21 protein-coding genes are annotated in these 24,046 nt (G+C 70.7%); all 21 read left to right on the top strand.

Annotated features, from left to right (window positions below):
* Positions 1-11: 11 nt before the first annotated feature.
* The 21 genes from mqnC (at position 12) to nuoN (ending at position 24,032) form a co-directional block, all read left to right on the top strand.
* Positions 12-1,202: a cyclic dehypoxanthinyl futalosine synthase gene (gene mqnC / locus ACLQ2U_RS01370; protein ID WP_425748637.1), complete on the top strand. Its 1,191-nt coding sequence runs from the start codon at positions 12-14 to the stop codon at positions 1,200-1,202.
* Positions 1,203-1,395: 193 nt separating this feature from the next.
* The gene (locus ACLQ2U_RS01365; protein WP_425748636.1) at positions 1,396-2,295 is read left to right on the top strand and encodes an LPXTG cell wall anchor domain-containing protein; all 900 of its coding nucleotides are present in this window, start codon (positions 1,396-1,398) and stop codon (positions 2,293-2,295) included.
* Positions 2,296-2,605: 310 nt separating this feature from the next.
* Positions 2,606-3,826 (top strand): hypothetical protein, encoded by a 1,221-nt coding sequence (locus ACLQ2U_RS01360; protein ID WP_425748635.1) that lies wholly within the window; start codon positions 2,606-2,608, stop codon positions 3,824-3,826.
* A gap of 202 nt (positions 3,827-4,028) precedes the next feature.
* Complete coding sequence (locus tag ACLQ2U_RS01355; RefSeq protein ID WP_425748634.1) at positions 4,029-5,282, top strand: LPXTG cell wall anchor domain-containing protein; 1,254 nt, start codon at positions 4,029-4,031, stop codon at positions 5,280-5,282.
* 105 nt (positions 5,283-5,387) lie between these two features.
* Complete coding sequence (locus ACLQ2U_RS01350; RefSeq protein ID WP_425748633.1) at positions 5,388-6,098, top strand: demethylmenaquinone methyltransferase; 711 nt, start codon at positions 5,388-5,390, stop codon at positions 6,096-6,098.
* A 77-nt stretch (positions 6,099-6,175) separates the two neighbouring features.
* On the top strand, positions 6,176-6,400 hold the full coding sequence (locus ACLQ2U_RS01345; RefSeq protein ID WP_425748632.1) for a hypothetical protein: 225 nt from the start codon (positions 6,176-6,178) through the stop codon (positions 6,398-6,400).
* A gap of 135 nt (positions 6,401-6,535) precedes the next feature.
* Positions 6,536-7,810: a geranylgeranyl reductase family protein gene (locus tag ACLQ2U_RS01340; RefSeq protein WP_425748631.1), complete on the top strand. Its 1,275-nt coding sequence runs from the start codon at positions 6,536-6,538 to the stop codon at positions 7,808-7,810.
* Positions 7,811-7,943: 133 nt separating this feature from the next.
* Positions 7,944-8,309: an NADH-quinone oxidoreductase subunit A gene (locus ACLQ2U_RS01335; protein ID WP_425748630.1), complete on the top strand. Its 366-nt coding sequence runs from the start codon at positions 7,944-7,946 to the stop codon at positions 8,307-8,309.
* Positions 8,310-8,323: 14 nt separating this feature from the next.
* Positions 8,324-9,001, top strand: a complete 678-nt coding sequence (locus tag ACLQ2U_RS01330; RefSeq protein ID WP_425748629.1) for a NuoB/complex I 20 kDa subunit family protein — start codon at positions 8,324-8,326, stop codon at positions 8,999-9,001.
* Positions 8,998-9,732, top strand: coding sequence for an NADH-quinone oxidoreductase subunit C (locus ACLQ2U_RS01325; protein ID WP_425748628.1), 735 nt, complete (start codon positions 8,998-9,000; stop codon positions 9,730-9,732). Before ACLQ2U_RS01330 ends, ACLQ2U_RS01325 begins: the two co-directional genes overlap by 4 nt.
* A complete protein-coding gene (locus tag ACLQ2U_RS01320) occupies positions 9,729-11,054 on the top strand; it encodes an NADH-quinone oxidoreductase subunit D (RefSeq protein ID WP_425748627.1) in 1,326 nt (441 codons plus the stop codon). The genes ACLQ2U_RS01325 and ACLQ2U_RS01320 overlap by 4 nt, the downstream gene beginning before the upstream one ends.
* A complete protein-coding gene (nuoE, locus tag ACLQ2U_RS01315; protein ID WP_425748626.1) occupies positions 11,051-12,094 on the top strand; it encodes an NADH-quinone oxidoreductase subunit NuoE in 1,044 nt (347 codons plus the stop codon). The genes ACLQ2U_RS01320 and nuoE overlap by 4 nt, the downstream gene beginning before the upstream one ends.
* Positions 12,091-13,407 carry an NADH-quinone oxidoreductase subunit NuoF gene (nuoF, locus tag ACLQ2U_RS01310; RefSeq protein WP_425748625.1) on the top strand — a complete coding sequence of 439 codons (1,317 nt, stop codon included), beginning with the start codon at positions 12,091-12,093 and terminating at the stop codon, positions 13,405-13,407. The genes nuoE and nuoF overlap by 4 nt, the downstream gene beginning before the upstream one ends.
* Positions 13,407-15,887 carry an NADH-quinone oxidoreductase subunit G gene (locus ACLQ2U_RS01305; protein ID WP_425748624.1) on the top strand — a complete coding sequence of 827 codons (2,481 nt, stop codon included), beginning with the start codon at positions 13,407-13,409 and terminating at the stop codon, positions 15,885-15,887. The genes nuoF and ACLQ2U_RS01305 overlap by 1 nt, the downstream gene beginning before the upstream one ends.
* The gene (nuoH, locus tag ACLQ2U_RS01300) at positions 15,884-17,239 is read left to right on the top strand and encodes an NADH-quinone oxidoreductase subunit NuoH (RefSeq protein ID WP_425748623.1); all 1,356 of its coding nucleotides are present in this window, start codon (positions 15,884-15,886) and stop codon (positions 17,237-17,239) included. The genes ACLQ2U_RS01305 and nuoH overlap by 4 nt, the downstream gene beginning before the upstream one ends.
* A 1-nt stretch (position 17,240) precedes the next feature.
* Positions 17,241-17,882: an NADH-quinone oxidoreductase subunit NuoI gene (gene nuoI / locus ACLQ2U_RS01295; protein WP_425748622.1), complete on the top strand. Its 642-nt coding sequence runs from the start codon at positions 17,241-17,243 to the stop codon at positions 17,880-17,882.
* Positions 17,879-18,649 (top strand): NADH-quinone oxidoreductase subunit J, encoded by a 771-nt coding sequence (locus ACLQ2U_RS01290; protein WP_425748621.1) that lies wholly within the window; start codon positions 17,879-17,881, stop codon positions 18,647-18,649. Before nuoI ends, ACLQ2U_RS01290 begins: the two co-directional genes overlap by 4 nt.
* Positions 18,646-18,945 (top strand): NADH-quinone oxidoreductase subunit NuoK, encoded by a 300-nt coding sequence (gene nuoK, locus ACLQ2U_RS01285; protein WP_425748620.1) that lies wholly within the window; start codon positions 18,646-18,648, stop codon positions 18,943-18,945. The genes ACLQ2U_RS01290 and nuoK overlap by 4 nt, the downstream gene beginning before the upstream one ends.
* 11 nt (positions 18,946-18,956) lie before the next feature.
* A complete protein-coding gene (gene nuoL / locus ACLQ2U_RS01280; RefSeq protein WP_425748619.1) occupies positions 18,957-20,885 on the top strand; it encodes an NADH-quinone oxidoreductase subunit L in 1,929 nt (642 codons plus the stop codon).
* Between the two features lie 64 nt (positions 20,886-20,949).
* Entirely contained in the window at positions 20,950-22,482 is a 1,533-nt protein-coding gene (locus ACLQ2U_RS01275) for an NADH-quinone oxidoreductase subunit M (RefSeq protein WP_425748618.1), read from the top strand.
* Positions 22,479-24,032 (top strand): NADH-quinone oxidoreductase subunit NuoN, encoded by a 1,554-nt coding sequence (gene nuoN / locus ACLQ2U_RS01270; RefSeq protein ID WP_425748617.1) that lies wholly within the window; start codon positions 22,479-22,481, stop codon positions 24,030-24,032. The genes ACLQ2U_RS01275 and nuoN overlap by 4 nt, the downstream gene beginning before the upstream one ends.
* Positions 24,033-24,046 lie beyond the last annotated feature (14 nt).

Here is a 24,046-nt window from a genome sequence, read left to right as displayed (position 1 = left end):
GGCTCGGGGGCGTGACGGTGAGCCGGGAGATCGACGACATCCTGCAGCGCGGCGCGGACGGCGGGCGGATCACGCCCGAGGAGGCCCTGCTGCTCTACACCGAGGCGCCCTTCCACGCCCTCGGCGAGGCGGCGGACGCGGTACGCCGCCGGCGCTACCCGGACAACATCGTCACGTACCTGATCGACCGCAACATCAACTACACCAACGTCTGCGTGACGGCGTGCAAGTTCTGCGCGTTCTACCGCGCGCCGAAGCACAAGGAGGGCTGGACCCACCCGACCGAGGAGATCCTGCGCCGGTGCGGCGAGGCGGTCGAGTTGGGCGCCACCCAGGTGATGCTCCAGGGCGGCCACCACCCGGACTACGGCGTGGAGTACTACGAGGAACTCTTCTCCTCGGTCAAGAAGGCGTACCCCCAGCTCGCCATCCACTCGATCGGCCCGAGCGAGATCCTGCACATGGCGAAGGTCTCCGGGGTCAGCCTGGACGAGGCCATCGCCCGGATCAAGGCGGCCGGGCTCGACTCGATCGCCGGCGCCGGCGCGGAGATGCTGCCCGACCGGCCGCGCAAGGCGATCGCCCCGCTCAAGGAGTCCGGCGCGCGCTGGCTGGAGGTCATGGAACTGGCCCACCGCCAGGGCATCGAGTCGACCGCGACGATGATGATGGGCACCGGCGAGACCAACGCCGAGCGGATCGAGCACCTGCGGATGATCCGCGACGTGCAGGACCGGACCAAGGGCTTCCGGGCGTTCATCCCCTGGACGTACCAGCCGGAGAACAACCACCTCAAGGGCCGGACCCAGGCCACCACGCTGGAATACCTGCGGCTGGTCGCGGTCTCCCGGCTCTTCTTCGAGACCGTGCCGCACCTGCAGGCGTCCTGGCTGACCACCGGCAAGGACGCCGGCCAGCTCGCGCTGCACATGGGCGTCGACGACCTGGGATCGATCATGCTGGAGGAGAACGTCATCTCCTCGGCGGGCGCCCGGCACCGCTCCAACCTGCACGAGCTGATCGGCATGATCCGCTCCGCGGGCCGGATCCCGGCGCAGCGCGACACCCTGTACCACCGGCTGGCCGTGCACCACACGCCAGCGGACGACCCGACCGATGAGCGGGTGGTGTCCCACTTCTCCTCGATCGCCCTGCCCGGCGGAGGTGCCGGCAGGAACCTGCCGTTGGTCGACGCCGGCTGAGCGAGGTGGCCGGCCGGGCCCGCGCCAGGCGACGCCCGAGGTGGCCGGCCGGGCCCGCGCCAGGCGACACCGGCGGGCGTCGTTTGAGGCGGGCACCGTTGGTTCGCTTGATTCGACATTGGCGCACAGTGACCGGTGCGCGGCCGGGCCGGCCATTCGGCGAGTGGTTGCCAGTCGGGGGTCTCGAAGTCCGGTGCCGCTTCGGCGGACGGGGCGACTCGCCGGGGACCAACAACACTGGGGTTTCCCGCTGACCCGCAAGGGTGACGCGACCGGTGACGCCGGCGAGATCACCGCGTTCATCCTCAGCGAGGGCATCGACCCGGACGAGTCCAACAACGAGGCGACCGTCAAGGTCAAGGTCGAGGGCACCGGCCCGGACCTGACCGTGGTGGCCCACGACGTGGACAAGGCCGTCAAGGTCGAGGGCCGCAAGATCAGCGTAATCGGTGACCTGCACGCGGGTGACACCGTTCAGCTGCGTTACTTCATCCTGAACCAGGGCGACGCGGCCGCGGCCGGCCTGAAGATCAGCGTGAAGTTGCCCAAGGGCGTGGCCTTCACCGAGGCCGAGGACGACTGCGAGTACAACGACGCCAACACCTCGCTGGTCTGCTCCTACGACAACGTCAACATGATTCCCCAGTCGCAGGACAAGGACACGACCGACGACCTCGACTCGGCCGGCCTGTTCTACCACCTGCTCTCTGTGGGCGCCGACGTCAAGGCCGGCGCCCTGAGCGGCGGGGAGGTCTCCGTCGAGGCGCTTCCGGCCCAGCCGTCGATCGCCCAGACGGCGTCCGCGCGGACCGCGCTCCCGGCCAACGCCGAGGGGATGGCGGCCAGCGACGTGGACGCGACGGACAACACCGACGCTTACGCCGTGATCGTGACGGCGAAGACCGGTGGTGGCGGCGCCGGTGACGGTGGCAACGGCGGCGGCGACGGCGGCCTGCCGGTGACCGGCCCGCAGGCCGGCCTGATCGGTGGCGTCGGTGTGGCGGCGGCGGTGGCCGGTGGCGTCCTCTTCCTGGCGGCGCGTCGTCGCCGGGTGGTCCTGGTGACGCCGGGCGACGAGAAGCCGACGGCCTGAGGCACCTCCTGCATCGCCATGCCGGGCGGCGACGGCAAGGCGCTGCCGCTGGTGGCGGCGCGCTGAGCCGCTGACGATCGACCACCGATCGGACGACCGTCCGATCGGTGGTCGGGGTTCCGCCGAGCGGACGGAATCAGAAGCGCGGCCTGTGCCGGTGGCCCCGCAGATGGTCATCTATCCGGACAATCCTGTGGTGACCGGTCTTTGGGCAGGTCATAACGGTTCGGGGTGGAGGGTGGCGAGGCGGATCGATGGTCGCTAACGTGCGGCGGCGTACCTTTCGCTCCTGCCACGGGGGAAACCGTCCATGAAGCTCCGCAAGCGGCCGCTCGCGCGGCTCGGCGCTGCCGTGCTGCTCGCCTCCGGCGCCTTCACCGCGCTCGGCACTCCGGCCCAGGCCGCCGACACCGAGACCGACCTCGCGATCGACGCCGTCGACATCCGCACGACCTCCAAGGCCGAGGAGAAGATGGCCTGGGTGAAGGTCAGGAACCTGGGCCCGAACACCCCGAGCGAGCTGCGTATCTCCGCCAACCTCAACGCGGCGGAGTTCAACAAGTTCACGATCTGGCCGTGGGACCGCACCTACTGCGAAGCGGATTCCTATCAGTACGAGGTTCGCGGCTGGACCTGCCATGTGCAAGAGGAACAGCTGCCCGGACCGGGTGAGACCCTCGAGTTTCCGCTCGTCGCGTTTCGCCTGAGCTCCGGTGTGACGACCTCCTCCGGCACGGTCACGTACAGCATTCAGTCGAAGGACGACACCAACCCGGAGAACAACACGAAGACCGGCGAGATCGAACTCACCACGGAGAGCGGTGTCGACCTCGGCCTGCTGGTGCCGGACGTGAAGACCCGGATCGAGTGGGCGAAGTATGACGAGGTCGACGGCTCCGAGCCGCCGCTGTACCCGGGTGACGAGACGGTGGCCTTCGCGTACATCGTGAACCAGGGCGACCTGACCGCGGACGGGGTGGACCTGAAGATCACCCTCCCCAGGGGAGTCACCTTCAGCGCGGATCTGAAGGAGTGCGCGTACACCCCGGATCGGCGGACCGCTGACTGCCGGAGCGGGCTCACCCAGCTCAAGTCCGGCGAGGATCTGCTCGGCGTGTTCCCGGTGAAGGTCGCCGCCAACGTGAAGGCTCCGGTCAGCCTCGACGGCGGCAGCGCCGAGGTGTCCTCGCGCGGCTCGGTACCGGCCGGCGTGAAGAGCCTCGCCCCGGCGAAGCTGCCGTCGTTCCTGCGGGAGGTGGCGGGGGACGAGGTCCCGAAGGGTCCGGACCTCGACGAGAGCGACAACAGTGACGACTTCGCGGTGATCGTGGCGAAGAAGAAGACCGACGAGGGTGGCGCCGGCGGTGGGGACGGCGGCGGCGACGGCGGTCTGCCGGTCACCGGTCCGCAGGCCGGTCTGATCGGTAGCGTCGGGATCGCCGCGGCCGTCGCGGGTGGGGCGCTCTACCTGGCGGCGCGTCGTCGCCGGGTGGTCCTGGTGACCCCGGGCGACGAGAAGCCGACGGCCTGAGGCATGTCCTCCATCGGCCCATGAGGGCCGTTCACATAACGCACCGCGGTGAGGGCGGGATGGGTGACCATCCCGCCCTCACTGTTCATCCGTTCGCACCGCTGTGGACGGAAACCCATGTCGGCGCTGGCGCACCGCCGTCGATGTCCGATAACGTCCGCCCGGTTCGCAACCTTCCGTCTTCCCTAACCCCGGGGGATCGATGACACTGTTCCACCGCTCGGCCCTGGCCCGCGCCGGCGCCGTGGCCCTGCTCGCCGCCGGTGGCCTGGCCACCGTGGCCACCCCGGCGCACGCCGCCGACCAGGCGGACCTGGCGCTGACCCCACTCAGCTACGAACTGGCCAAGGGCGTCAAGGAGGCCAAGGCCAAGCCGTTCAAGTTCACCGTCGACAACACCCGCGGCACCGCAACCGCGAAGGACGTCACGGTCACTGTGGAGACCAGGGGCCTCAAGGACCGCAAGGTCGGCGTCGTGGTCCCGGACGGCTGCGAGGTCGACGGCACCGCCTTCCGCTGCCTCCTCGGCGACCTGGCCGGCGGCACCACCGAGGACTTCGGCGTCCCGCTCTTCTCCACCGGCGGTCGCGGTGACGCCGGCACGCTGGTGGTCACCATCAGCTCGGCCACCGCCGACCCGAACCTCGACGACAACACCGTCGAGCACGACATCACCGTGGCCCGGCCCGGCTACGACCTCACCACCTGGGTGCAGGACGTGTACGCCGACGTGGCGGTCGACGGCGACGAGGCCGGCGAGTCGGGCCTCACGGGCGTCAAGCCGGGCGACACCGCCCCGCTCGACTGGGCGGTCTTCAACGACGGCAGCCGCAGGGCCACCGGCATCGCGTACGGGATCACCCTGCCGGCCGGCGTCACCTTCGCCGAGGTGCCGGAGGGCTGCGTCGAGCAGGAACTGGGCGGGTTCGCCCAGGCGTACTGCGAGGACGCCGGCGCGGTGCTGCGGCCGGGCCAGTTCTACACCGCCGACGTGCGGGTGAAGGTCGGCGCGGACGTCACCGAGAAGCTGCTCCGCCCGGGCTTCCTCTTCGCCGCCGGCCTGGACGCCGCCGAGGGCCGGCCGGAGGAGGAGCCGCAGGTCGCCAGCGGGGCGCAGCGCAAGGCCTTCGCCGAGACCGATGACGGTGACAACATCGCCCAGTTCGACGTCTTCGTGGATCTGACCGCCGGGCCGGAGCCGACTCCGACCGCGACCCCGACCGGTCAGCCCACCGCGACCCCGACCGCCCAGCCGACCGCGAGCCCGACCTCGGGCGACGGCGGCACCGGTGGCGGTTCCGGCGATGGCGGTGGCCTGCCGGTGACCGGTGTGCAGGTCGGGCTGATCGGCGGCATCGGCGGCGGCGTCCTGCTCGCGGGCGGTGCGCTGCTGGTGCTCTCCCGCCGGCGCAAGGTCGTGCTGGTGACCCCGGGCGACGAGAAGCCCGACAACTGATCCGACCGGAAGGGCGGGGTGGTCACGCACCCCGCCCTTCCGCGTACCCGGGGCCGCCCGGTACCCACCGGCCGGGGACCGCGACCAGGCTGGCAGAGTGGAAGGGTGAGCCGTACCCCACAGGGCCAGCGCGCCAGCCTGGACAAGCAGCCGCACGAGGTCGCCGCGATGTTCGACGGCGTGGCGGCCCGCTACGACCTGACCAACACGGTGCTCTCCTTCGGGCAGGACCGGTCCTGGCGGCGGGCGACCCGGGCCGCACTCGACCTGCGGCCGGGCGAGAAGGTCCTGGACGTGGGCGCGGGCACCGGCGTCTCGACCGAGGAACTGGCCCACTCCGGGGCGTACGCGGTCGGCGCCGACCTGTCGCTGGGCATGCTGCACGCCGGGAAGCGGAGCCGTCCGGCGGTGCCGTTGCTGGCCGGGGACGCGCTGAAGCTGCCCTTCGCCGACGCCAGCTTCGACGCCGTGACCATCTCCTTCGCGCTGCGCAACGTCAACGACACCGACGCGGCACTGCGCGAGCTGGCCCGGGTCACCCGGCCGGGCGGCCGGCTGGTGGTCTGCGAGTTCAGCACCCCGGTCAACCCCGCCTTCCGGACGGTCTACCTGTCGTACCTGATGCGGTCGCTGCCGGTGGTGGCCCGTACGGTGTCCAGCAACCCCGACGCGTACGTCTACCTCGCCGAGTCCATCCGGGCCTGGCCGAACCAGCCGGCCCTGGCCGGGCGGATCGGCGCGGCCGGCTGGGAGCGGGTGGCCTGGCGCAACCTGACCGGCGGGGTCGTCGCGCTGCACCGGGCGGTCCGGGTCTGACGGCGCCGCCATCGCTGGTGGTGGCGTCTTTCGTGAATATCCGGTTTTGGTCTACTTTGCCCCGTAGGCTCGCCCCCATGACGGCACCAGACCGGCCGAAAGGGCCCACCGACGACGACGCGACCGAACTCATCGCGCAGCTCAAGGAGCTGGCCGGCGCCGATCCGGCCGACGTCCGTCAGGTGGTCGCCGAGGTGCTGGCCGCGCTCGACCGCGCCGCCGGCGGCGCGCTCCGCGAGCACCTGCCGGCGGCGATCCGGGTCGACGCCGGCCTGGACCCCGCCGCCCCCGCCCGGCACTGACGCCGAAACGGACCCCGACCGGCGTGTTTCCGGGAAGTTAGGTACCCCCCACCGGCCCGGGGTGTAACTGCGGTCATAGACTCCAACCCGATCGGCTTGTGAAGCATTTCACGAGCATGCGGGGAGGAGGCGCAGATGACCGCGGTGGAGAACGACGCCGACGTGATCGTCGTGGGCGCCGGTCCCGGAGGATCGGCGACCGCGTACCACCTGGCGAAGCACGGCGTACGCGTGCTGCTGCTGGAGAAGACCGAATTTCCCCGCGAGAAGGTCTGCGGGGACGGGCTCACCCCCCGGGCCGTGCGGCAGCTCGTCCGGATGGGCGTGGACACCTCGCCTGAGGCGGGCTGGCTGCACAACAAGGGCCTGCGGGTCATCGGCGGCGGGGTACGCCTCGAACTGGACTGGCCGGACCTGGCCAGCTTCCCCAACTACGGACTGGTCCGCACCCGGCTGGACTTCGACGACCTGCTCGCCCAGCGTGCGGTCTCCGCCGGTGCCAAGCTGCAGACCAGCGTCAACGTCATCGGTCCGGTGCTCGACGCCGACGACCGGGTGATCGGCGTGCAGGCCGAGGTCGGCCCGGACAACGAACCGGCCACCTTCCACGCGCCGCTGGTGGTCGCCGCGGACGGCGTCTCCGGTCGCCTCCCGCTCGCTCTCGGGCTGGCCAAGCGGGAGGACCGGCCGATCGGCGTGGCCGTCCGCCGCTACTACCGCTCGCCGGCCAAGCACGACGACGACTACCTGGAGTCCTGGCTGGAGCTGCGCGCCAAGGGCAGCGACGCCCTGCTCCCCGGCTACGGCTGGATCTTCGGCCTCGGCGACGGCCGGGTCAACGTCGGCCTCGGCGTGCTCAACTCCTCCTCCGCGTTCGGCAGGACGAACTACCGGCGGCTGCTCACCGACTGGCTGGCCAACACCCCCGAGGACTGGGGGATGACCGACGAGGCCAACGCCGAGGGGCCGATCCTCGGCGCGGCGCTGCCGATGGGCTTCAACCGGGTCCCGCACTACACCCGTGGCGTCCTGCTGGTCGGCGACTCCGGCGGCATGGTCAACCCGTTCAACGGCGAGGGCATCGCGTACGCGATGGAGTCCGGCGAGCTGGCCGCGGAGGTCGCGGTCCAGGCCCTCGCGCGACCGGCCGGCGCGGAGCGGGAGCGGGCGCTGATGGCGTACCCGCAGGAGCTGAAGGCGCGCCTCGGCGGCTATTACCGGCTCGGCGGGATCTTCGTGAAGCTGATCGGCCGTCCGGAGGTGATGCGGATGGCGACCAGGTACGGCATGCCGCACCCGACGCTGATGCGCTTCGTGCTCAAGCTGCTGGCCAACCTGACCGACCCGCGCGACGGGGACGCGATGGACCGGGTCATCAACGCGATGACGAAGGCGGCGCCGGCCGTCTGAGCAGGTCACGGCCGGTGACGGCCGGGGCCGTGGGGACAAAGATCGACCCCCCGGCGACAGCCGTCGCGGGGGACGTGAATAGTGTGATTTTCGCCAAGCACCAGGGGCAGGGGAAGGACGAGCAGGAGAAAAGATGTCGCTCTCGCCTTACGCACCGATCATCGGGCTGTTCGCCCTCGCCGCGGGGTTCGCGCTGTTCTCCGTGGCCGCCGCCCGCTTCGCCGGTCCCCGGCGCTTCAACAAGGCCAAGCTCGAAGCCTACGAGTGCGGCATCGAGCCGAGCCCCCAGCCGGTGGGCGGCGGGCGGTTCCCGATCAAGTTCTACCTGACGGCGATGCTCTTCATCGTCTTCGACATCGAGATCATCTTCCTCTACCCCTGGGCGGTCTCCTTCGACGCCCTGCCGATCTTCGGCTTCGTGGAGATGGTCATGTTCATCGTCGCGGTCTTCGTCGCCTACGCCTACGTATGGCGGCGCGGCGGCCTGGACTGGGACTGAGAGAGGTACGGCAGATGGGTATCGAGGAGCAGCTTCCCGCTGGCATCCTGCTCACCTCCGTGGAGAAGCTGGTCAACTGGTCGCGGAAGTCGTCCGTCTGGGGCGCCACCTTCGGCCTGGCCTGCTGCGCCATCGAGATGATGGCCGCCGGTGGTCCGCACTACGACATGGGCCGCTGGGGCATGGAGGTCTTCCGTGCCTCGCCGCGCCAGGCGGACCTGATGATCGTCGCCGGCCGGGTGAGTCAGAAGATGGCCCCGGTGCTGCGCCAGATCTACGACCAGATGGCCGAGCCCCGCTGGGTGCTCTCCATGGGCGTCTGTGCCAGCAGCGGCGGCATGTTCAACAACTACGCGATCGTCCAGGGCGTCGACCACGTGGTGCCGGTCGACATGTACCTCCCGGGCTGCCCGCCCCGGCCGGAGATGCTCATCGACGCGATCCTCAAGCTCCGCGAGAAAATCATGCACGAGCCGCTCGGCGCGAACGGCCGCAAGATGCTGGAGGCCCGCCAGGAGCGCGGTGACGTGCCGGTCGTGCCCTACGGCTCGATGCCGTCGTCGTACCGCAACGACAAGGCCCGCCGTGCCGAGTGGACCCAGGCAGTCCGCGAGGGACGCGAGGAGCAGCTGCGGATCGAGAACTGGATGAAGGCCCAGCACCACCTCCAGCCGCACGGGGGCATCAAGTGACCGCACCTCAGGACAACGCGAACGGCGGCGTACCGGTACCGGTGCCGCCGGCCGGCGCCACCAGCGGCGCCCCGGCCGAACACCCGCCGGCCAGCCCCGCCGGGCATGGCATGTTCGGCATGCACGGCACCGGCGACGTCTCCGGCTACGGCGGGCTGGTCCGCCAGCGCAAGCCGGTCGAGGAGACCCCCCGGCCGTACGGCGGCTACTTCGACGAGGTGCGGGACGCGCTGGAGGAGGCGTACCCGGGCTTCGCCGAGGCGATCGAGAAGGTGGTCGTCGACCGCGGCGAGCTGACCCTGCACGTCCGCCCGGAGCGGATCGCCGAGGTCTGCCAGGTGATGCGGGACGACCTGGCGCTCCGCTTCGAGCTCTGCTCCTCGGTCTCCGGGGTGGACTACCTGGGCGCCGACGAGCGCCGGCTGCACGTGGTCTACCTGCTCACCTCGATGACCTACCGGCGCCGGGTCCGGCTGGAGGCCGCGGTCTCCGCCGAGGCCCCGCACCTGCCGAGCGTCACCGCCGTCTACCCGACCGCCGACTGGCAGGAGCGGGAGACGTACGACATGTTCGGCATCGTCTTCGACGGCCACCCCAACCTCACCCGGATCCTCATGCCGGACGACTGGGAGGGGCACCCGCAGCGCAAGGACTACCCGCTCGGCGGCGTGCCCGTCGAGTACAAGGGCGCGGAGATCCCGCCGCCGGACCGACGGAGGTCGTACCAGTGACGACGTCGAACTACGCGACCGAGCGCGAGACCACCGAGGGCAAGGTCTTCACCGTCACCGGTGGGGACTGGGACCAGGTCGTCTCCGGCACCGACCCGATCAACGACGAGCGGATCGTCGTCAACATGGGTCCGCAGCACCCGTCCACGCACGGCGTGCTCCGGCTGATCCTGGAGCTGGAGGGCGAGACGGTCCGCGAGGCCCGCTCGGTCGTCGGCTACCTGCACACCGGCATCGAGAAGAACCTGGAATACCGCAACTGGGTCCAGGGCTCGACCTTCGTGACCCGGATGGACTACCTCGCCCCGCTGTTCAACGAGACGGCGTACGCCCTCGCGGTGGAGAAGCTGCTCGGCATCACCGACGAGGTGACCGAGCGGGCCACCACCATCCGGGTGCTGATGATGGAGCTGAACCGGATCTCCTCGCACCTGGTCTGGCTGGCCACCACCGGCATGGAGCTGGGCGCGATCTCGATCATGCTCTACGGCTTCCGCGAGCGGGAGTACATCCTCGACATCTTCGAGAACATCACCGGCCTGCGGATGAACCACGCGTACATCCGGCCGGGCGGCGTGGCACAGGACGTGCCGGACGAGGCGATCGTCAAGATCCGCGACTTCCTCAAGATGATGCCGAAGAAGCTCAAGGAGTACGAGGACCTCCTCTCCGGCCAGCCGATCTGGATCGAGCGGACGACGAACGTCGCGGTGCTCGACGTGACCGGCTGCCTCGCGCTCGGCGTCACCGGCCCGGTGCTGCGCTCCGCGGGCCTGGCCTGGGACCTGCGCAAGACCATGCCGTACTGCGGCTACGAGACGTACGAGTTCGACGTGCCGACCCACCCCGACGGCGACGTCTGGGGCCGCTACCAGGTCCGGCTCGCCGAGATCCGGGAGTCGCTCAAGCTGGTCGAGCAGGCGCTGGACCGGCTGAAGCCGGGCCCGGTGATGGTGGCCGACCGGAAGATCGCCTGGCCGGCGCAGCTGGCCATCGGCGTGGACGGCATGGGCAACTCGCTGGAGCACGTCGCCAAGATCATGGGTCAGTCGATGGAGTCGCTGATCCACCACTTCAAGCTCGTCACCGAGGGCTTCCGGGTCCCGCCGGGCCAGGTGTACGTCGGCATCGAGTCGCCCCGCGGCGAGCTGGGCGTGCACGCGGTCTCCGACGGCGGCACCCGGCCCTACCGGGTGCACTACCGGGAACCGAGCTTCGTCAACCTCCAGGCCCTCCCGGCGATGGCCGAGGGCGGCCTGATCGCCGACGTGATCGCCGGTGGCGCCTCGCTGGACCCCGTGATGGGTGGATGTGACCGATGACCGTTTTCAACGAAACGACCCGCGAGCGGGCGCGGGAGATCGTCGCCCGGTACCCGGCCGACCGGTCCCGCTCGGCTCTGCTGCCGCTGCTGCACCTGGTGCAGTCCGAGGAGGGCTACGTCTCCCCGGCCGGCGTCGAGTTCTGCGCCGAGGTGCTCGGGCTGAACAAGGCCCAGGTCGGCGCGGTGGCCACCTTCTACACCATGTACAAGCGCAAGCCCACCGGTGACTACCTGGTCAGCGTCTGCACCAACACGATGTGCGACGTGCTCGGCGGTCAGGCGGTCTACGACACCCTCGCCGAGCACCTCGGCGTCGGGCACGACGAGACCACCGCTGACGGGAAGATCACCCTGGAGCACGCCGAGTGCCTCGCGGCCTGCGACTACGGGCCGGTGATGACCGTCAACTACGACTTCTTCGACGGCGTCGACCCGCAGACCGCGCTCGGGGTGGTCGAGGAGCTGCGGTCCGGCGGCCGGCCGATGCCGACCCGGGGCGCCCGGCTCTGCACGCTGAAGGAGATGGCGGTGCAGCTCGCCGGGTTCGCCGACCCGCGCGAGGGCGCGGTCGCCGACGGTGGGCCGGGCGAGCCGACCCTGCGCGGCCTGCGGCTGGCGGAGCAGCACGGCATCGCGGTGCCGGGCTACGACCCGAACACGCCGATCAGGAGCAAGGCGGAGGCCGACAAGGCAGCGGAGAAGGCGAAGGCCGCGTCGGCCCCGGCCGCCAAGGCCGAGCCCGCGAAGCCCGAGCCCGCCGCGGCGACCGGCAGCACCGCGCCGGACGTGAGGGCGCCCGACGCCAAGTCGCCCCAGGTGCGTACCGCCGAGACCCGGCAGCCGGACGCGCGGACCGCGGTGCCGGACGCCCCCGGCACGAAGGTGCCGGCGGACGGCGCCCCGCCGTCCCCCCGGGACGCGCAGAAGGCGGAGGCCGCCGGTGCGGCGGCCAACCCGCCGGCCGGCGACGGCAAGCCCGCCGGCGACGAGGCGGGAGCGCAGGAGCGCAACCTCAAGGAAGCGGAGGCACAGAAGTGACGACGCCTCGGCCGGAGACCCTGGCCAAGCTGACGCCGGTGCTGACCAAGCGCTGGCTGTCGCCGGACGCCTGGCAGCTCGGCACCTACGAGAAGCTGGACGGCTACGCGGCGCTGCGCAAGGCGCTCAAGGCCCACCCGGACGACCTGATCCAGCTGATCAAGGACTCCGGGCTGCGCGGTCGCGGCGGCGCCGGCTTCCCCGCCGGTCTCAAGTGGGGCTTCATCCCGCAGGGTGACGGCAAGCCGCACTACCTCGTGGTCAACGCCGACGAGGGCGAGCCGGGCACCTGCAAGGACCTCCCGCTGATGACGCACGACCCGCACGCGCTGGTCGAGGGCGTGATCATCGCGTCGTACGCGATCCGGGCCAGCCGCGCCTACATCTACATCCGGGGCGAGGCGGTGCACGCCGCGCGCCGGCTGCGCAACGCGGTGCAGGAGGCGTACGCCAAGGGCTACCTCGGAAAGAACATCCTGCGCTCCGGGTTCGACCTGGAGCTGGTGGTGCACTCCGGCGCCGGGGCGTACATCTGCGGCGAGGAGACCGCGCTGCTGGACTCGCTGGAGGGCTTCCGGGGTCAGCCCCGGCTGCGCCCGCCGTTCCCGGCGACCCACGGCCTGTACGCCAGCCCGACCGTGGTCAACAACGTCGGCACCATCGCCAGCGTGCCGTACATCGTGCTGGGCGGCGCGGACTGGTGGAAGAGCATGGGCACGGAGAAGTCCTCCGGGCCGATGATCTACTCGCTCTCCGGCCGGATCGCCAACCCCGGCCAGTTCGAGTGCTCGATGGGGATCACGCTCCGCGAGCTGATCGAGCTGGCCGGCGGGATGCAGCCGGGGCACGACCTGAAGTTCTGGACCCCGGGCGGCTCGTCGACGCCGCTGCTCACCGCCGAGCACCTGGACGTGCCGCTGGACTTCGAGGGGGTGGCGGCGGCCGGCTCGATCCTGGGCACCACGGCCACCCAGATCTTCTCCGACCAGGACTGCCCGGTGTACGCGACCTACCGGTGGCTGGAGTTCTACCACCACGAGTCGTGCGGCAAGTGCACCCCGTGCCGGGAGGGCAACTACTGGATGGTCCGGGTCTACCGGCGGATCCTCGCCGGTCAGGGCACCCACGAGGACCTGGACACCCTGCTCGACACCTGCGACAACATCCTCGGCCGCTCGTTCTGCGGTCTGGGTGACGGTGCGACCAGCTCGGTGACCTCGTCGCTGAAGTACTTCAAGCAGGACTACCTCGACTACATCGAGGGACGTACCGCGCCGAAGCTGTCGGACAAGCAGCTGGTTGGAGCGCACTGATGACCGACGTAGCCAAGCAGACCGAGACCGTCACCCTCACCATCGACGGCGTCGAGGTCACCGCCCCCAAGGGCGCCCTGCTGATCCGGGTCGCCGAGCAGCTGGGCACCGAGATCCCGCGGTTCTGCGACCACCCGCTGCTGGCCCCGGCCGGCGCCTGCCGGCAGTGCCTGGTCGAGGTGGAGGGTCAGCGCAAGCCGGTGGCCTCCTGCACCCAGACCGTCGCCGACGGCATGGTGGTCCGCACCCAGCTCACCTCCCCGGTCGCCAAGAAGGCGCAGGAGGGGGTCATGGAGCTGCTGCTGCTCAACCACCCGCTCGACTGCCCGATGTGCGACAAGGGCGGCGAGTGCCCGCTGCAGAACCAGGCGATGTCCACCGGCCGCACCGACTCGCGCTTCCACGAGCACAAGCGGGAGTACGAGAAGCCGATGGCGATCAGCACCCAGGTGCTGCTCGACCGCGAGCGCTGCGTGCTCTGCCAGCGCTGCACCCGGTTCTCCGAGGAGATCGCCGGCGACAAGTTCATCGACCTGATGGGCCGGTCGTCCGCCGAGGAGATCAACATCTACCGGGACGAGGCGTACGGGGAGGAGGGTGACGCCGGCGACGTGCCGTTCAACTCGTACTTCTCCGGCAACACCGTGCAGATCTGCCCGGTGGGCGCGCTCACCGGTTCCCAGTACCGGTTCCGGGCCCGCCCGTTCGACCTGGTCTCCAGCCCGAGCGTCTGCGAGCACTGCTCGGCCGGCTGCGCCCAGCGCACCGACTGGCGGCGGGGCAAGGTGCTGCGCCGGCTGGCCGGCGACGACCCGCAGGTCAACGAGGAGTGGAACTGCGACAAGGGGCGGTGGGGCTTCCAGTACACCCGCGCCTTTGACCGGCTCAGCACGCCGATGGTCCGCGACGAGCGCAGCGGTGAGCTGCGCGAGGCGTCCTGGAGCGAGGCGCTGACCCGGGCCGCCGACGGCCTGCGCGCCGCCCGGGACGGCGGTCGGGGCACGGCGGTGCTGACCGGCGGCCGGCTCACCGTCGAGGACGCGTACGCGTACGCGAAGTTCGCCCGGGTCGCGCTGCGCACCAACGACATCGACTTCCGGGCCCGGCCGGTCTCCCGCGAGGAGGCCGACTTCCTGGCCAGCACGGTTGCCGGGGTCACCGAGGTGACCTACGCCGACGTGGAGAAGGCGTCCTCGGTGGTGCTGGTCGGCCTGGAGCCGGAGGAGGAGTGCCCGATCCTCTTCCTGCGGCTGCGCAAGGCGTACCTGAAGAAGAAGCTGACGGTCTACGCGATCGCGCCGTTCGCCACCCCCGGCCTGGAGAAGCTCGGGGCCAAGCTGGCCCGGGTGGTGCCCGGCGAGGAGGCGAGCGTGCTCGCCGACCACGACACGGTGGCCGAGGCGCTCAGCGCCGAGGGCGCGATCCTCTTCGTCGGCGAGCGGCTGGCCGCCGTGCCGGGCGGGCTCTCCGCCGCGGCGGCGGTGGCCCGGCGTACCGGCGCCAAGCTGGCCTGGGTGCCGCGGCGCGCGGGCGACCGCGGCGCGGTCGACGCGGGCTGCCTGCCCAACCTGCTCCCCGGCGGGCGTCCGGTCACTGAGCCGGCGGCCCGCGCGGAACTGGGCGAGGCCTGGGACATCCCGGCCGGGGTGATCCCCAGCCAGGCCGGCCGGGACACCGACGGCATCCTCACGGCGGCCGCCAACGGCCAGCTCGGCGCCCTGGTGGTGGCCGGCGTGGACCCGGCCGACCTGGCCGACCCGCGGCTGGCCGAGCAGGCCCTGGACGCGGTGCCGTTCCTGGTCAGCCTGGAGTTGCGCAACTCGGCGGTGGCCCGCCGGGCGGACGTGGTCCTCCCGGTCGCCCCCGTGGTCGAGAAGGCCGGCAGCTTCCTGGACTGGGAGGGCCGGCTGCGCACCTTCGAGGCGGTGCTGCACACCGCCGCGATGACCGACGGCCGGGTGCTGGACGCGCTCGCCGCGCAGCTCGACGTCCGGCTCGGCACCGGTGACGTGCCCAGCGTCCGGCGCGAGCTGGGCGGGCTCCCGCCGACCCGGGTGGAGCGCCCCGCAGCGCCGTCCGTCGAGCCGGCGGCGCTGCCGCAGCCCGGCACCGGCGAGGCGGTGCTGGCCAGCTGGCACCAGCTGATCGACCTGGGCAGCCTCATCGACGGCGACGAGCACCTCGCCGGCACCGCCCGCCCGCCGGTGGTCCGGCTGGGCAAGGGCACCGCCGAGGCGATCGGCGTCGCCGACGGCGACCCGGTCACGGTGGGCACCGACCGCGGGGCGGTCACCCTGCCGGCGGCGATCACCGAGATGCCGGACGGGGTCGTCTGGCTGCCCACCAATTCACCCGGCTCGACCGTCCGGCGCAGCCTCGGCGCGGCGTCCGGCACGGTCGTACGGATCGCTGCCGCCGCGGTTTCCGCGGATGCCGCGGGCCGTCCGGGTCCCCTTCTCAACGCTGGGGGTGTCCAGTGAACGCGTTCTACCTGGCGCAGGATCCGACGCTGGCCGACTTCGGCAAGGACCCGTGGTGGCTGGTCCTCGGCAAGATCGTCTTCGCCTTCGCCTTCGGCCTGCTCGCCACGCTGCTCGGCGTCTGGTTCGAGCGGCGGGTCGTCGGTTTCATGCAGGTCCGGCCCGGCCCCAACCAGGTCGGCCCGTTCGGTCTGCTGCAGACCCTCGCCGACGGTCTCAAGATGGCCTTCAAGGAGGACATCCTGCCGCGGACGGCGGACAAGGTGGTCTTCTTCTTCGCGCCGACGATCTCCGTCATCTGCGCGGTCACCGCGCTGTCGGTGGTGCCGTTCGGCCCGATGGTGAGCATCTTCGGTCACCACACGCCGCTGCAGGTCACCGATGTGTCGGTGGCGGTGCTGGTGATCCTCGCCTGCTCCTCGATGGGCATCTACGGCATCGTGCTCGGCGGCTGGGCCTCCGGTTCGACGTACCCGCTGCTCGGCGGCCTCCGCTCCACCGCCCAGATGATCTCGTACGAGGTCGCGATGGGGCTGAGCATCGTGGCGGTGTTCATGACCGCCGGCACGATGTCCACCAGCGGGATCGTCGCCGCCCAGGCGAACGCCACCCGGCTGACCATCTTCGGCACCGAGATCCCGGCCCCCGGCTGGTACGCGATCCTGCTGCTGCCCAGCTTCATCATCTTCTTCATCGCGACCGTCGGTGAGACCAACCGGGCGCCGTTCGACCTGCCCGAGGCGGAGTCGGAGCTGGTCGCCGGCTTCATGACCGAGTACAGCTCGCTGAAGTTCGCGCTCTTCATGCTCTCCGAGTACGTCTCGATGGTGACCATGTCCGCGGTCACCACGACGCTCTTCCTCGGCGGCTGGCGGGCGCCCGCGCCGATCACCACCTTCTGGGCCGGCGCCAACTCCGGTTGGTGGCCGATGCTCTGGTTCTTCGGCAAGGTGATCGCGCTGGTCTTCGTCTTCGTCTGGCTCCGGGGCACCCTGCCCCGGCTGCGCTACGACCAGTTCATGCGCTTCGGCTGGAAGGTCCTGCTCCCGATCAACCTGGTCTGGATCCTGGTCCTGGCCGGGCTGCGGTCCATCGAGGACTGGCAGTCGCGGGACCGGCTGCTCGCCACCGCCGTCGGCGCGGGCGTGCTGCTGCTGGCCACGGTCTTCTGGCCCAGCCGCAAGCAGGCGCCGAAGCCGACCCTCCAGGAACAGGTCAACAGCCGGCCGCACGGCAGCTTCCCGCTGCCGCCGCTGGATCTTCAGGTACCACCGAGCCCGCGCACCAAGCGCGTGGTCGCCGAGCGGGAGCCGGCCAACATCGCCGCCGGCTCGGACTCCAGGGAGGTGTGACGTGGGCGCGATCACCGGAACGTTCAAGGGCTTCGGTGTCACCTTCTCGCACATGTTCAGGAAGGTCGTCACCACCGACTACCCGTTCAAGCCGCCGGTCTCGGCGCCGCGCTACCACGGGCGGCACATCCTCAACCGGCACCCGGACGGGCTGGAGAAGTGCATCGGGTGCGAGCTCTGCGCCTGGGCCTGCCCGGCGGACGCGATCTACGTCGAGGGTGGCGACAACACCGACGAGCAGCGCTTCTCGCCGGGTGAGCGGTACGCCAGCGTCTACCAGATCAACTACGCCCGCTGCATCTTCTGCGGGCTCTGCATCGAGGCCTGCCCGACCCGTTCGCTCACCATGAGCAACGAGTACGAGCTGGCCCGGGACAACCGGCAGGACCTGATCTTCACCAAGGAGCAGCTGCTCGCGCCGCTGCTGGCCGGGATGGAGCAGCCGCCGCACCCGATGCGGCTGGGCGACAGCGAGAAGGACTACTACGTCGGCGCGCTGGAGAACCCGGGCACGTCGGCCGGTGCCGAGCACTCCCCGATGGGTCCCGGCCGGTACCGGGTGGAGGAGCACCCCGGGGTGACCTTCCCCGGCGCCGAGCAGGCGGCCCAGCGGGCAGCGGCGGGCAAGGGAGACGAAGCATGACCACGCAGACGGTGCTCGCCGCGGCGGGCCAGGTGTCCGGGGGTGAGGAGGTCACCTTCTGGATCCTCGCCCCGCTGGCGCTGATCGGCGCGATCGGCATGGTCTGGGCCCGCAACGCGGTGCACTCCGCGCTCTGGCTGGTGCTGACCATGCTCTGCCTGGGCGTGTTCTACGTGCTCCAGGCGGGGCCGTTCATCGGCATGGTGCAGATCATCGTCTACACCGGCGCGATCATGATGCTGTTCCTCTTCGTGCTGATGCTGGTCGGCCGGGACGCGTCCGACTCGCTGATCGAGACCCTGCGCGGCCAGCGGGTCGCCGCCGTGCTGCTCGGGCTCGGGTTCGCCGGCCTGGTCGGCACCGGGCTCCGCCGGGCCCTGAGCGGGGCCACCGCCGTGGGCCTGGAGCAGGCCAACGCCGAGGGCAACGTGCAGGGCATCGCCCGGCTGCTCTTCACCAAGTACGTCTTCGCCTTCGAGCTGACCTCCGCGCTGCTGATCACGGCGGCGGTCGGCGCGATGGTGCTGGCGCACGTCGAGCGGCGCAGGGAGGACCGGATGGACCAGGTCGCCACCATGAAGGCCCGGTTCCGCCCGGGCAACTACCCCGGCCCGAAGCCCGGCCCGGGCGTCTTCGCCACCTCCTCCTCGGTGGCCACCCCGGCCCGCCTGCCCGACGGCCGGCTGACCGACCGCAGCACCCCGGAGATCCTTCCGCAGCGGGAGATGACCGCCGAGGAGACCTCGCTGAAGGGGACGGACAAGTGACCGCCGACTACTACCTGATCCTCGCCGCGGTGCTCTTCACCATCGGCGCCGTCGGCGTGCTCGTCCGGCGCAACGCGATCGTGCTGTTCATGTGCGTCGAGCTGATGCTCAACGCGGCCAACCTGACGCTGGTCACCTTCAGCCGGATCAACGGTGACCTCAACGGCCAGATCATGGCGTTCTTCGTGATGGTGGTGGCGGCGGCCGAGGTCGTGGTCGGGCTCGCGATCATCATGTCGATCTTCCGGACCCGGCGCTCCACGAGCGTCGACGACGCCAACCTGCTGAAGTACTAAAGGGGCCTGCGGTGGAAGAGACTGTGGAATACGCCCAGGCCACGGGTCTGCTGAGCAGCGTCTGGCTGCTGGTGGCCATCCCGCTGGTCAGCGCGGCGATCCTGCTGCTGCTCGGCCGGCGGGCCGACCGCTGGGGGCACTGGCTGGGCGTGGGAGCCATCGGCGCCGCGTTCGTGCTGGGGCTCAGCTCCTTCTTCCAGCTTCGCGGCTTGGAGAACAAGTCCGTCGAGCTGAGCCTCTGGGACTTCATCACGGTCGGCAACCTGAAGGTGGACTTCGGTCTGCTCTTCGACCCGCTGGCCGCGGTCTTCGTCCTGCTGATCACCGGGGTGGGCTTCCTGATCCACCTCTACGCGGTCGAGTACATGGCGCACGACGAGGGCCGACGGCGGTTCTTCGGCTACTTCAACCTCTTCGTCGCCGCGATGCTGCTGCTGGTGCTCGGCAACAACTACGTGATGCTCTACTTCGGCTGGGAGGGCGTCGGTCTGGCGTCGTACCTGCTGATCTCCTTCTGGTACGGGCGGCCGAGCGCGGCCACCGCCGGCAAGAAGGCGTTCCTGATGAACCGGGTCGGCGACGCCGGCCTGGCGATCGGCATCTTCATCATGTTCGCCACCCTCGGCACCACCCAGTACGACGAGGTCTTCAACGGCGTCGGTGCGCTCCAGGCCGGCACCGTGCTGGCGCTGGGCCTGCTGCTCCTGCTCGGCGCGGCCGGCAAGTCCGGCCAGTTCCCGCTCCAGGCCTGGCTGCCGGACGCGATGGAGGGCCCGACCCCGGTGTCGGCGCTCATCCACGCGGCCACCATGGTCACCGCGGGCGTCTACCTGATCGCCCGGTCCAACCCGATCTTCACGGCCAACGCGACGCTCCAGCTCGTGGTGGTCAGCGTCGGCGCGCTGACCCTGCTGATCGGCTGCGTCATCGGCGCGGCCAAGGACGACATCAAGCGGGTGCTGGCCTGGTCGACGGTGAGCCAGATCGGCTACATGTTCGTCGGTGTCGGTCTCGGCGGTGGCGCCTACGCGCTGGCCATCATCCACCTGCTGGCGCACGGCTTCTTCAAGGCCAACATGTTCCTCGGCGCCGGTTCGGTCATGCACGGCATGAACGACCAGGTGGACATCCGGCGCTTCGGTGGGCTGTCGAAGCACATGAAGATCACCTGGATCACGTTCGCCATGGGCTGGCTGGCGATCATCGGCATTCCGCCGCTCTCCGGCTACTTCTCCAAGGAGCCGATCATCGCGGCGGCGTTCGAGCGGGAGGGCTGGACGGCCTGGCTCTTCGGCGGCGCCGCGCTGCTCGGTGCCGGGCTGACCGCCTTCTACATGACCCGGCTCTTCGTGCTCACCTTCCACGGCCCGAAGCGGTGGACCGAGGACATCGAGCACCCGCACGAGTCGCCGAAGCTGATGACCATCCCACTGATCCTGCTGGCCGCCGGGTCGGTGCTGGCCGGTGGCCTGATGGCCTGGAACGACGGGGTCGCCTCCTGGCTGACGCCGGTGCTCGGCGAGGAGGCCGCCGGTGAGGCGCACGGGGTGCTCTCCCACACCATGATCACGATCCTGTCGATCCTGGTCACCGTGGTCGGCGCCGGGCTGGCCTGGATGCTGTTCCGCAACGGTACGGCCACCGAGCCGCAGCCGGCCGGGGTGCTGGTCACCGCCGCCCGGCGCAACCTCTACACCGACGCCTTCAACGAGGCGGTCTTCGAGAAGCCGGGCATCTTCCTTACCCGGGCGCTGGTCTTCCTCGACAACCGGGGCGTGGACGGGCTGGTCAACGGCCTGGCCGCGGCGGTCGGCGGTGGTTCCGGTCGGCTCCGGCGGCTGCAGACCGGCTTCGTCCGGTCGTACGCGACCTCCATCCTGACCGGCGCGCTGCTCGTGGTGGCGGCGTTCCTGGCGGTGCAGGCGGGGTGGCTGGCGTGATCGACCTCTTCCCGGCCGCCCCCGCCGGCGGACCACGCAGTGACGACGGAGGTAAGGCCGAATAATGTCCAACTTCCCGTTCCTCTCGGTGCTGACCGTGGCACCGCTGGTCGGCGCCCTGGTCGTGGCCTTCCTGCCGCGCCGTCGGCCTGAGCTGGCCAAGCAGGTGGCGCTCGGCTGGTCGCTGCTGGTGCTGGCGCTCTCCGTGGTCATGTGGATCTCGTTCCAGGTGGACGGTGACCGGCTCCAGTTCCGGGAGTCGTACCCGTGGATCCCGACCTGGGGGGTCCGCTTCACCTTCGCCGCCGACGGCATCGCGCTGGTCATGCTGATGCTGATCGCGGTGCTGGTGCCGCTGGTGATCCTGGCGTCCTGGCACGACGCGGAGGCGTCGAAGCGGTCCGTGCCGGTCTACTTCGCCCTGCTGCTCGTCCTCGAGTGCACGATGATCGGCGTCTTCGCCGCCGCCGACGTCTTCCTGTTCTACGTGTTCTTCGAGGTCATGCTGGTCCCGATGTATTTCCTCATCGGCAGCTACGGCGGCCACCAGCGGCAGTACGCTGCGGTGAAGTTCTTCCTCTACTCGCTGGTCGGCGGCCTGTTCATGCTCGCCGCGGTGATCGGCCTCTGGGTGGTCGGCGGGAAGACCTTCGACTGGCAGGCGCTGACCCAGGTGGACATCTCCACCGGCACCGCGCGCTGGCTCTTCCTCGGCTTCTTCATCGCCTTCGCGATCAAGGCGCCGTTCTTCCCGTTCCACACCTGGCTGCCGGACGCCGGTGGCGCCGCTCCGGCGGGCGCGGCCGCGCTGCTGGTCGGCGTGCTGGACAAGGTCGGCACCTTCGGCATCCTGCGCTACTGCCTGCCGCTCTTCCCCGAGGCGTCGAGGTGGTTCGCCCCGTGGGCGCTGGCGCTGGGCGTGATCGGCATCATCTACGCGGCGCTGCTGGCGGTCGGCCAGTCCGACCTCAAGCGGCTGGTGTCGTACACCTCGATCGCACACTTCGGCTTCATCGGGGTCGGCATCTTCGCCTTCACCACCCAGGCGGGCACCGGCGCGGTGCTCTACATGCTCAACCACGGGCTCGCCACCGGCCTGCTCTTCCTGGTGGTGGGGATGCTCATCGCCCGCCGCGGCTCGGCGATGATCCGGGACTTCGGCGGCGCGGGCAAGCTGGTGCCGCTGCTGGCCGGGGTGCTCTTCTTCGCCGGTCTGGCGTCCCTGGCGCTGCCTGGCACCGCGCCGTTCGTCTCCGAGTTCCTGGTGCTGATCGGTACTTTCACGGTGAACAAGCCGGTCGCGGTGATCGCCACGGTCGGCATCATCCTGGCCGCCGCGTACGTGCTGTGGATGATTCAGCGCACCACGCAGGGCACGCTCAACCCGGAGCTGACCGAGGTCGAGGGCATGCGCCGTGACCTCAGCCTGCGCGAAAAGGTCGTGGTCGCCCCGCTGATCGCCCTGATCGTGCTGCTCGGCTTCTACCCCAAGCCGGTCATCGACGTCATCAACCCCGCCGTCCAGGCGACCATGAACGACGTCGGCCGGACCGATCCCGCCCCGACGGTCGGCAGCGTCCAGGAGGCCGCGAAATGACCGAGCTCAAGTTGCCGTCGATCGACTACGCGGCGCTCGCTCCCGTCCTGATCATGCTCGGCGTGGCCCTGCTCGGCGTGCTGGTGGAGGCCTTCGTGCCGCGCCGCCGCCGGCACCTGGTGCAGCTCACGCTCGCCCTGCTGGCGGTGCTCGCCGCGCTCGTGATGGTGGTGCTGAACTCCGACGATCGGCTGATCACCGCCGGCGGCGCGATCGCCGTGGACGGCCCCACCCTCTTCCTCCAGGGCGCCATCCTGGTGCTCGCCGCGATGGCCTTGCTGCTGATCGGTGAGCGCTCGGTGGAGCGCGGCGGGGCGTTCGTCGCCCAGGCCGCGGTGACCGCCGAGTCGGTCGACGACCGGCGGCAGGCCGAGGGGAGCAACGGGGCCACCGAGGTGTACCCGCTGACCACCTTCGCGATCGCCGGCATGCTGATCTTCGTGGCGGCGAACGACCTGCTGACCATGTTCATCGCGCTCGAGGTCTTCTCGCTGCCGCTCTACCTGCTCTGCGCGCTGGCCCGCCGCCGGCGGCTGCTGAGCCAGGAGGCCGCGATGAAGTACTTCCTGCTCGGGGCGTACGCGTCGGCGTTCTTCCTGTTCGGGGTGGCGCTGATCTACGGCTTCACCGCCGGCATCCCGGGTCGCGCGGCCGGCGTCGACTTCGCCACCGTGAACGCCGCGGTGGGCGAGTCGTCGTCCAGCCAGGTGCTGCTCTTCGCCGGCATGGCGCTGCTCGCCATCGGCCTGCTCTTCAAGGCCGCCGCGGCGCCGTTCCACGTCTGGACGCCGGACGTCTACCAGGGCGCCCCGACGCCGGTCACCGCCTTCATGGCGGCCTGCACCAAGGTCGCCGCGTTCGGTGCGCTGCTGCGGGTCTTCCACGTGGCGTTCGCCCAGGCGGCCTGGGACTTCACCCCCGTGCTGGGTGCGGTGGCGGTGCTGACCATGCTGATCGGCGCGGTGCTGGCGGTCACCCAGACCGACATCAAGCGGCTGCTGGCGTACTCGTCGATCGCCAACGCCGGCTACCTGCTGGTCGGGGTGCTCGCGCCGACCGGCGAGGGCGTCTCCGGCACCATGTTCTACCTGGCCGCGTACGGCTTCTCGGTGCTCGCCGCGTTCGCCGTGGTGACCCTGGTCCGGGACGCCGACGGCGAGGCCACCCACCTGTCCCGCTGGGCCGGGCTGGGCCGCCGCTCGCCGTTCTACGCCGGGGTGTTCACCTTCATCCTGCTGGCCTTCGCCGGTATCCCGCTGACCAGCGGCTTCACCAGCAAGTTCGCGGTCTTCGGCCCGGCGCTGGAGAGCGGGCACGCCTGGCTGGTGGTGGCCGGCGTGCTGACCAGCATGGTGCTGGCCTTCCCGTACCTGCGGGTCGTGGTGATGATGTGGCTCTCCGAGCCGGGCGAGACCACCCCGACCGTGACGGTGCCGGGTGGACTGACCGCGACCGCGCTGATGATCGGGGTGGCGGCCACGCTGATCCTCGGTGTGGCGCCGGCGCCGCTGCTCGACCTGGCGACCGACGCCGCCACGTTCGTACGATGATTCACTCTGGGTGG

It is taken from the genome of Micromonospora sp. DT47 (assembly GCF_049844475.1).
Taxonomy (GTDB): Bacteria; Actinomycetota; Actinomycetes; order Mycobacteriales; family Micromonosporaceae; genus Micromonospora.
This window is presented reverse-complemented; position numbering and strand designations above follow the sequence as displayed.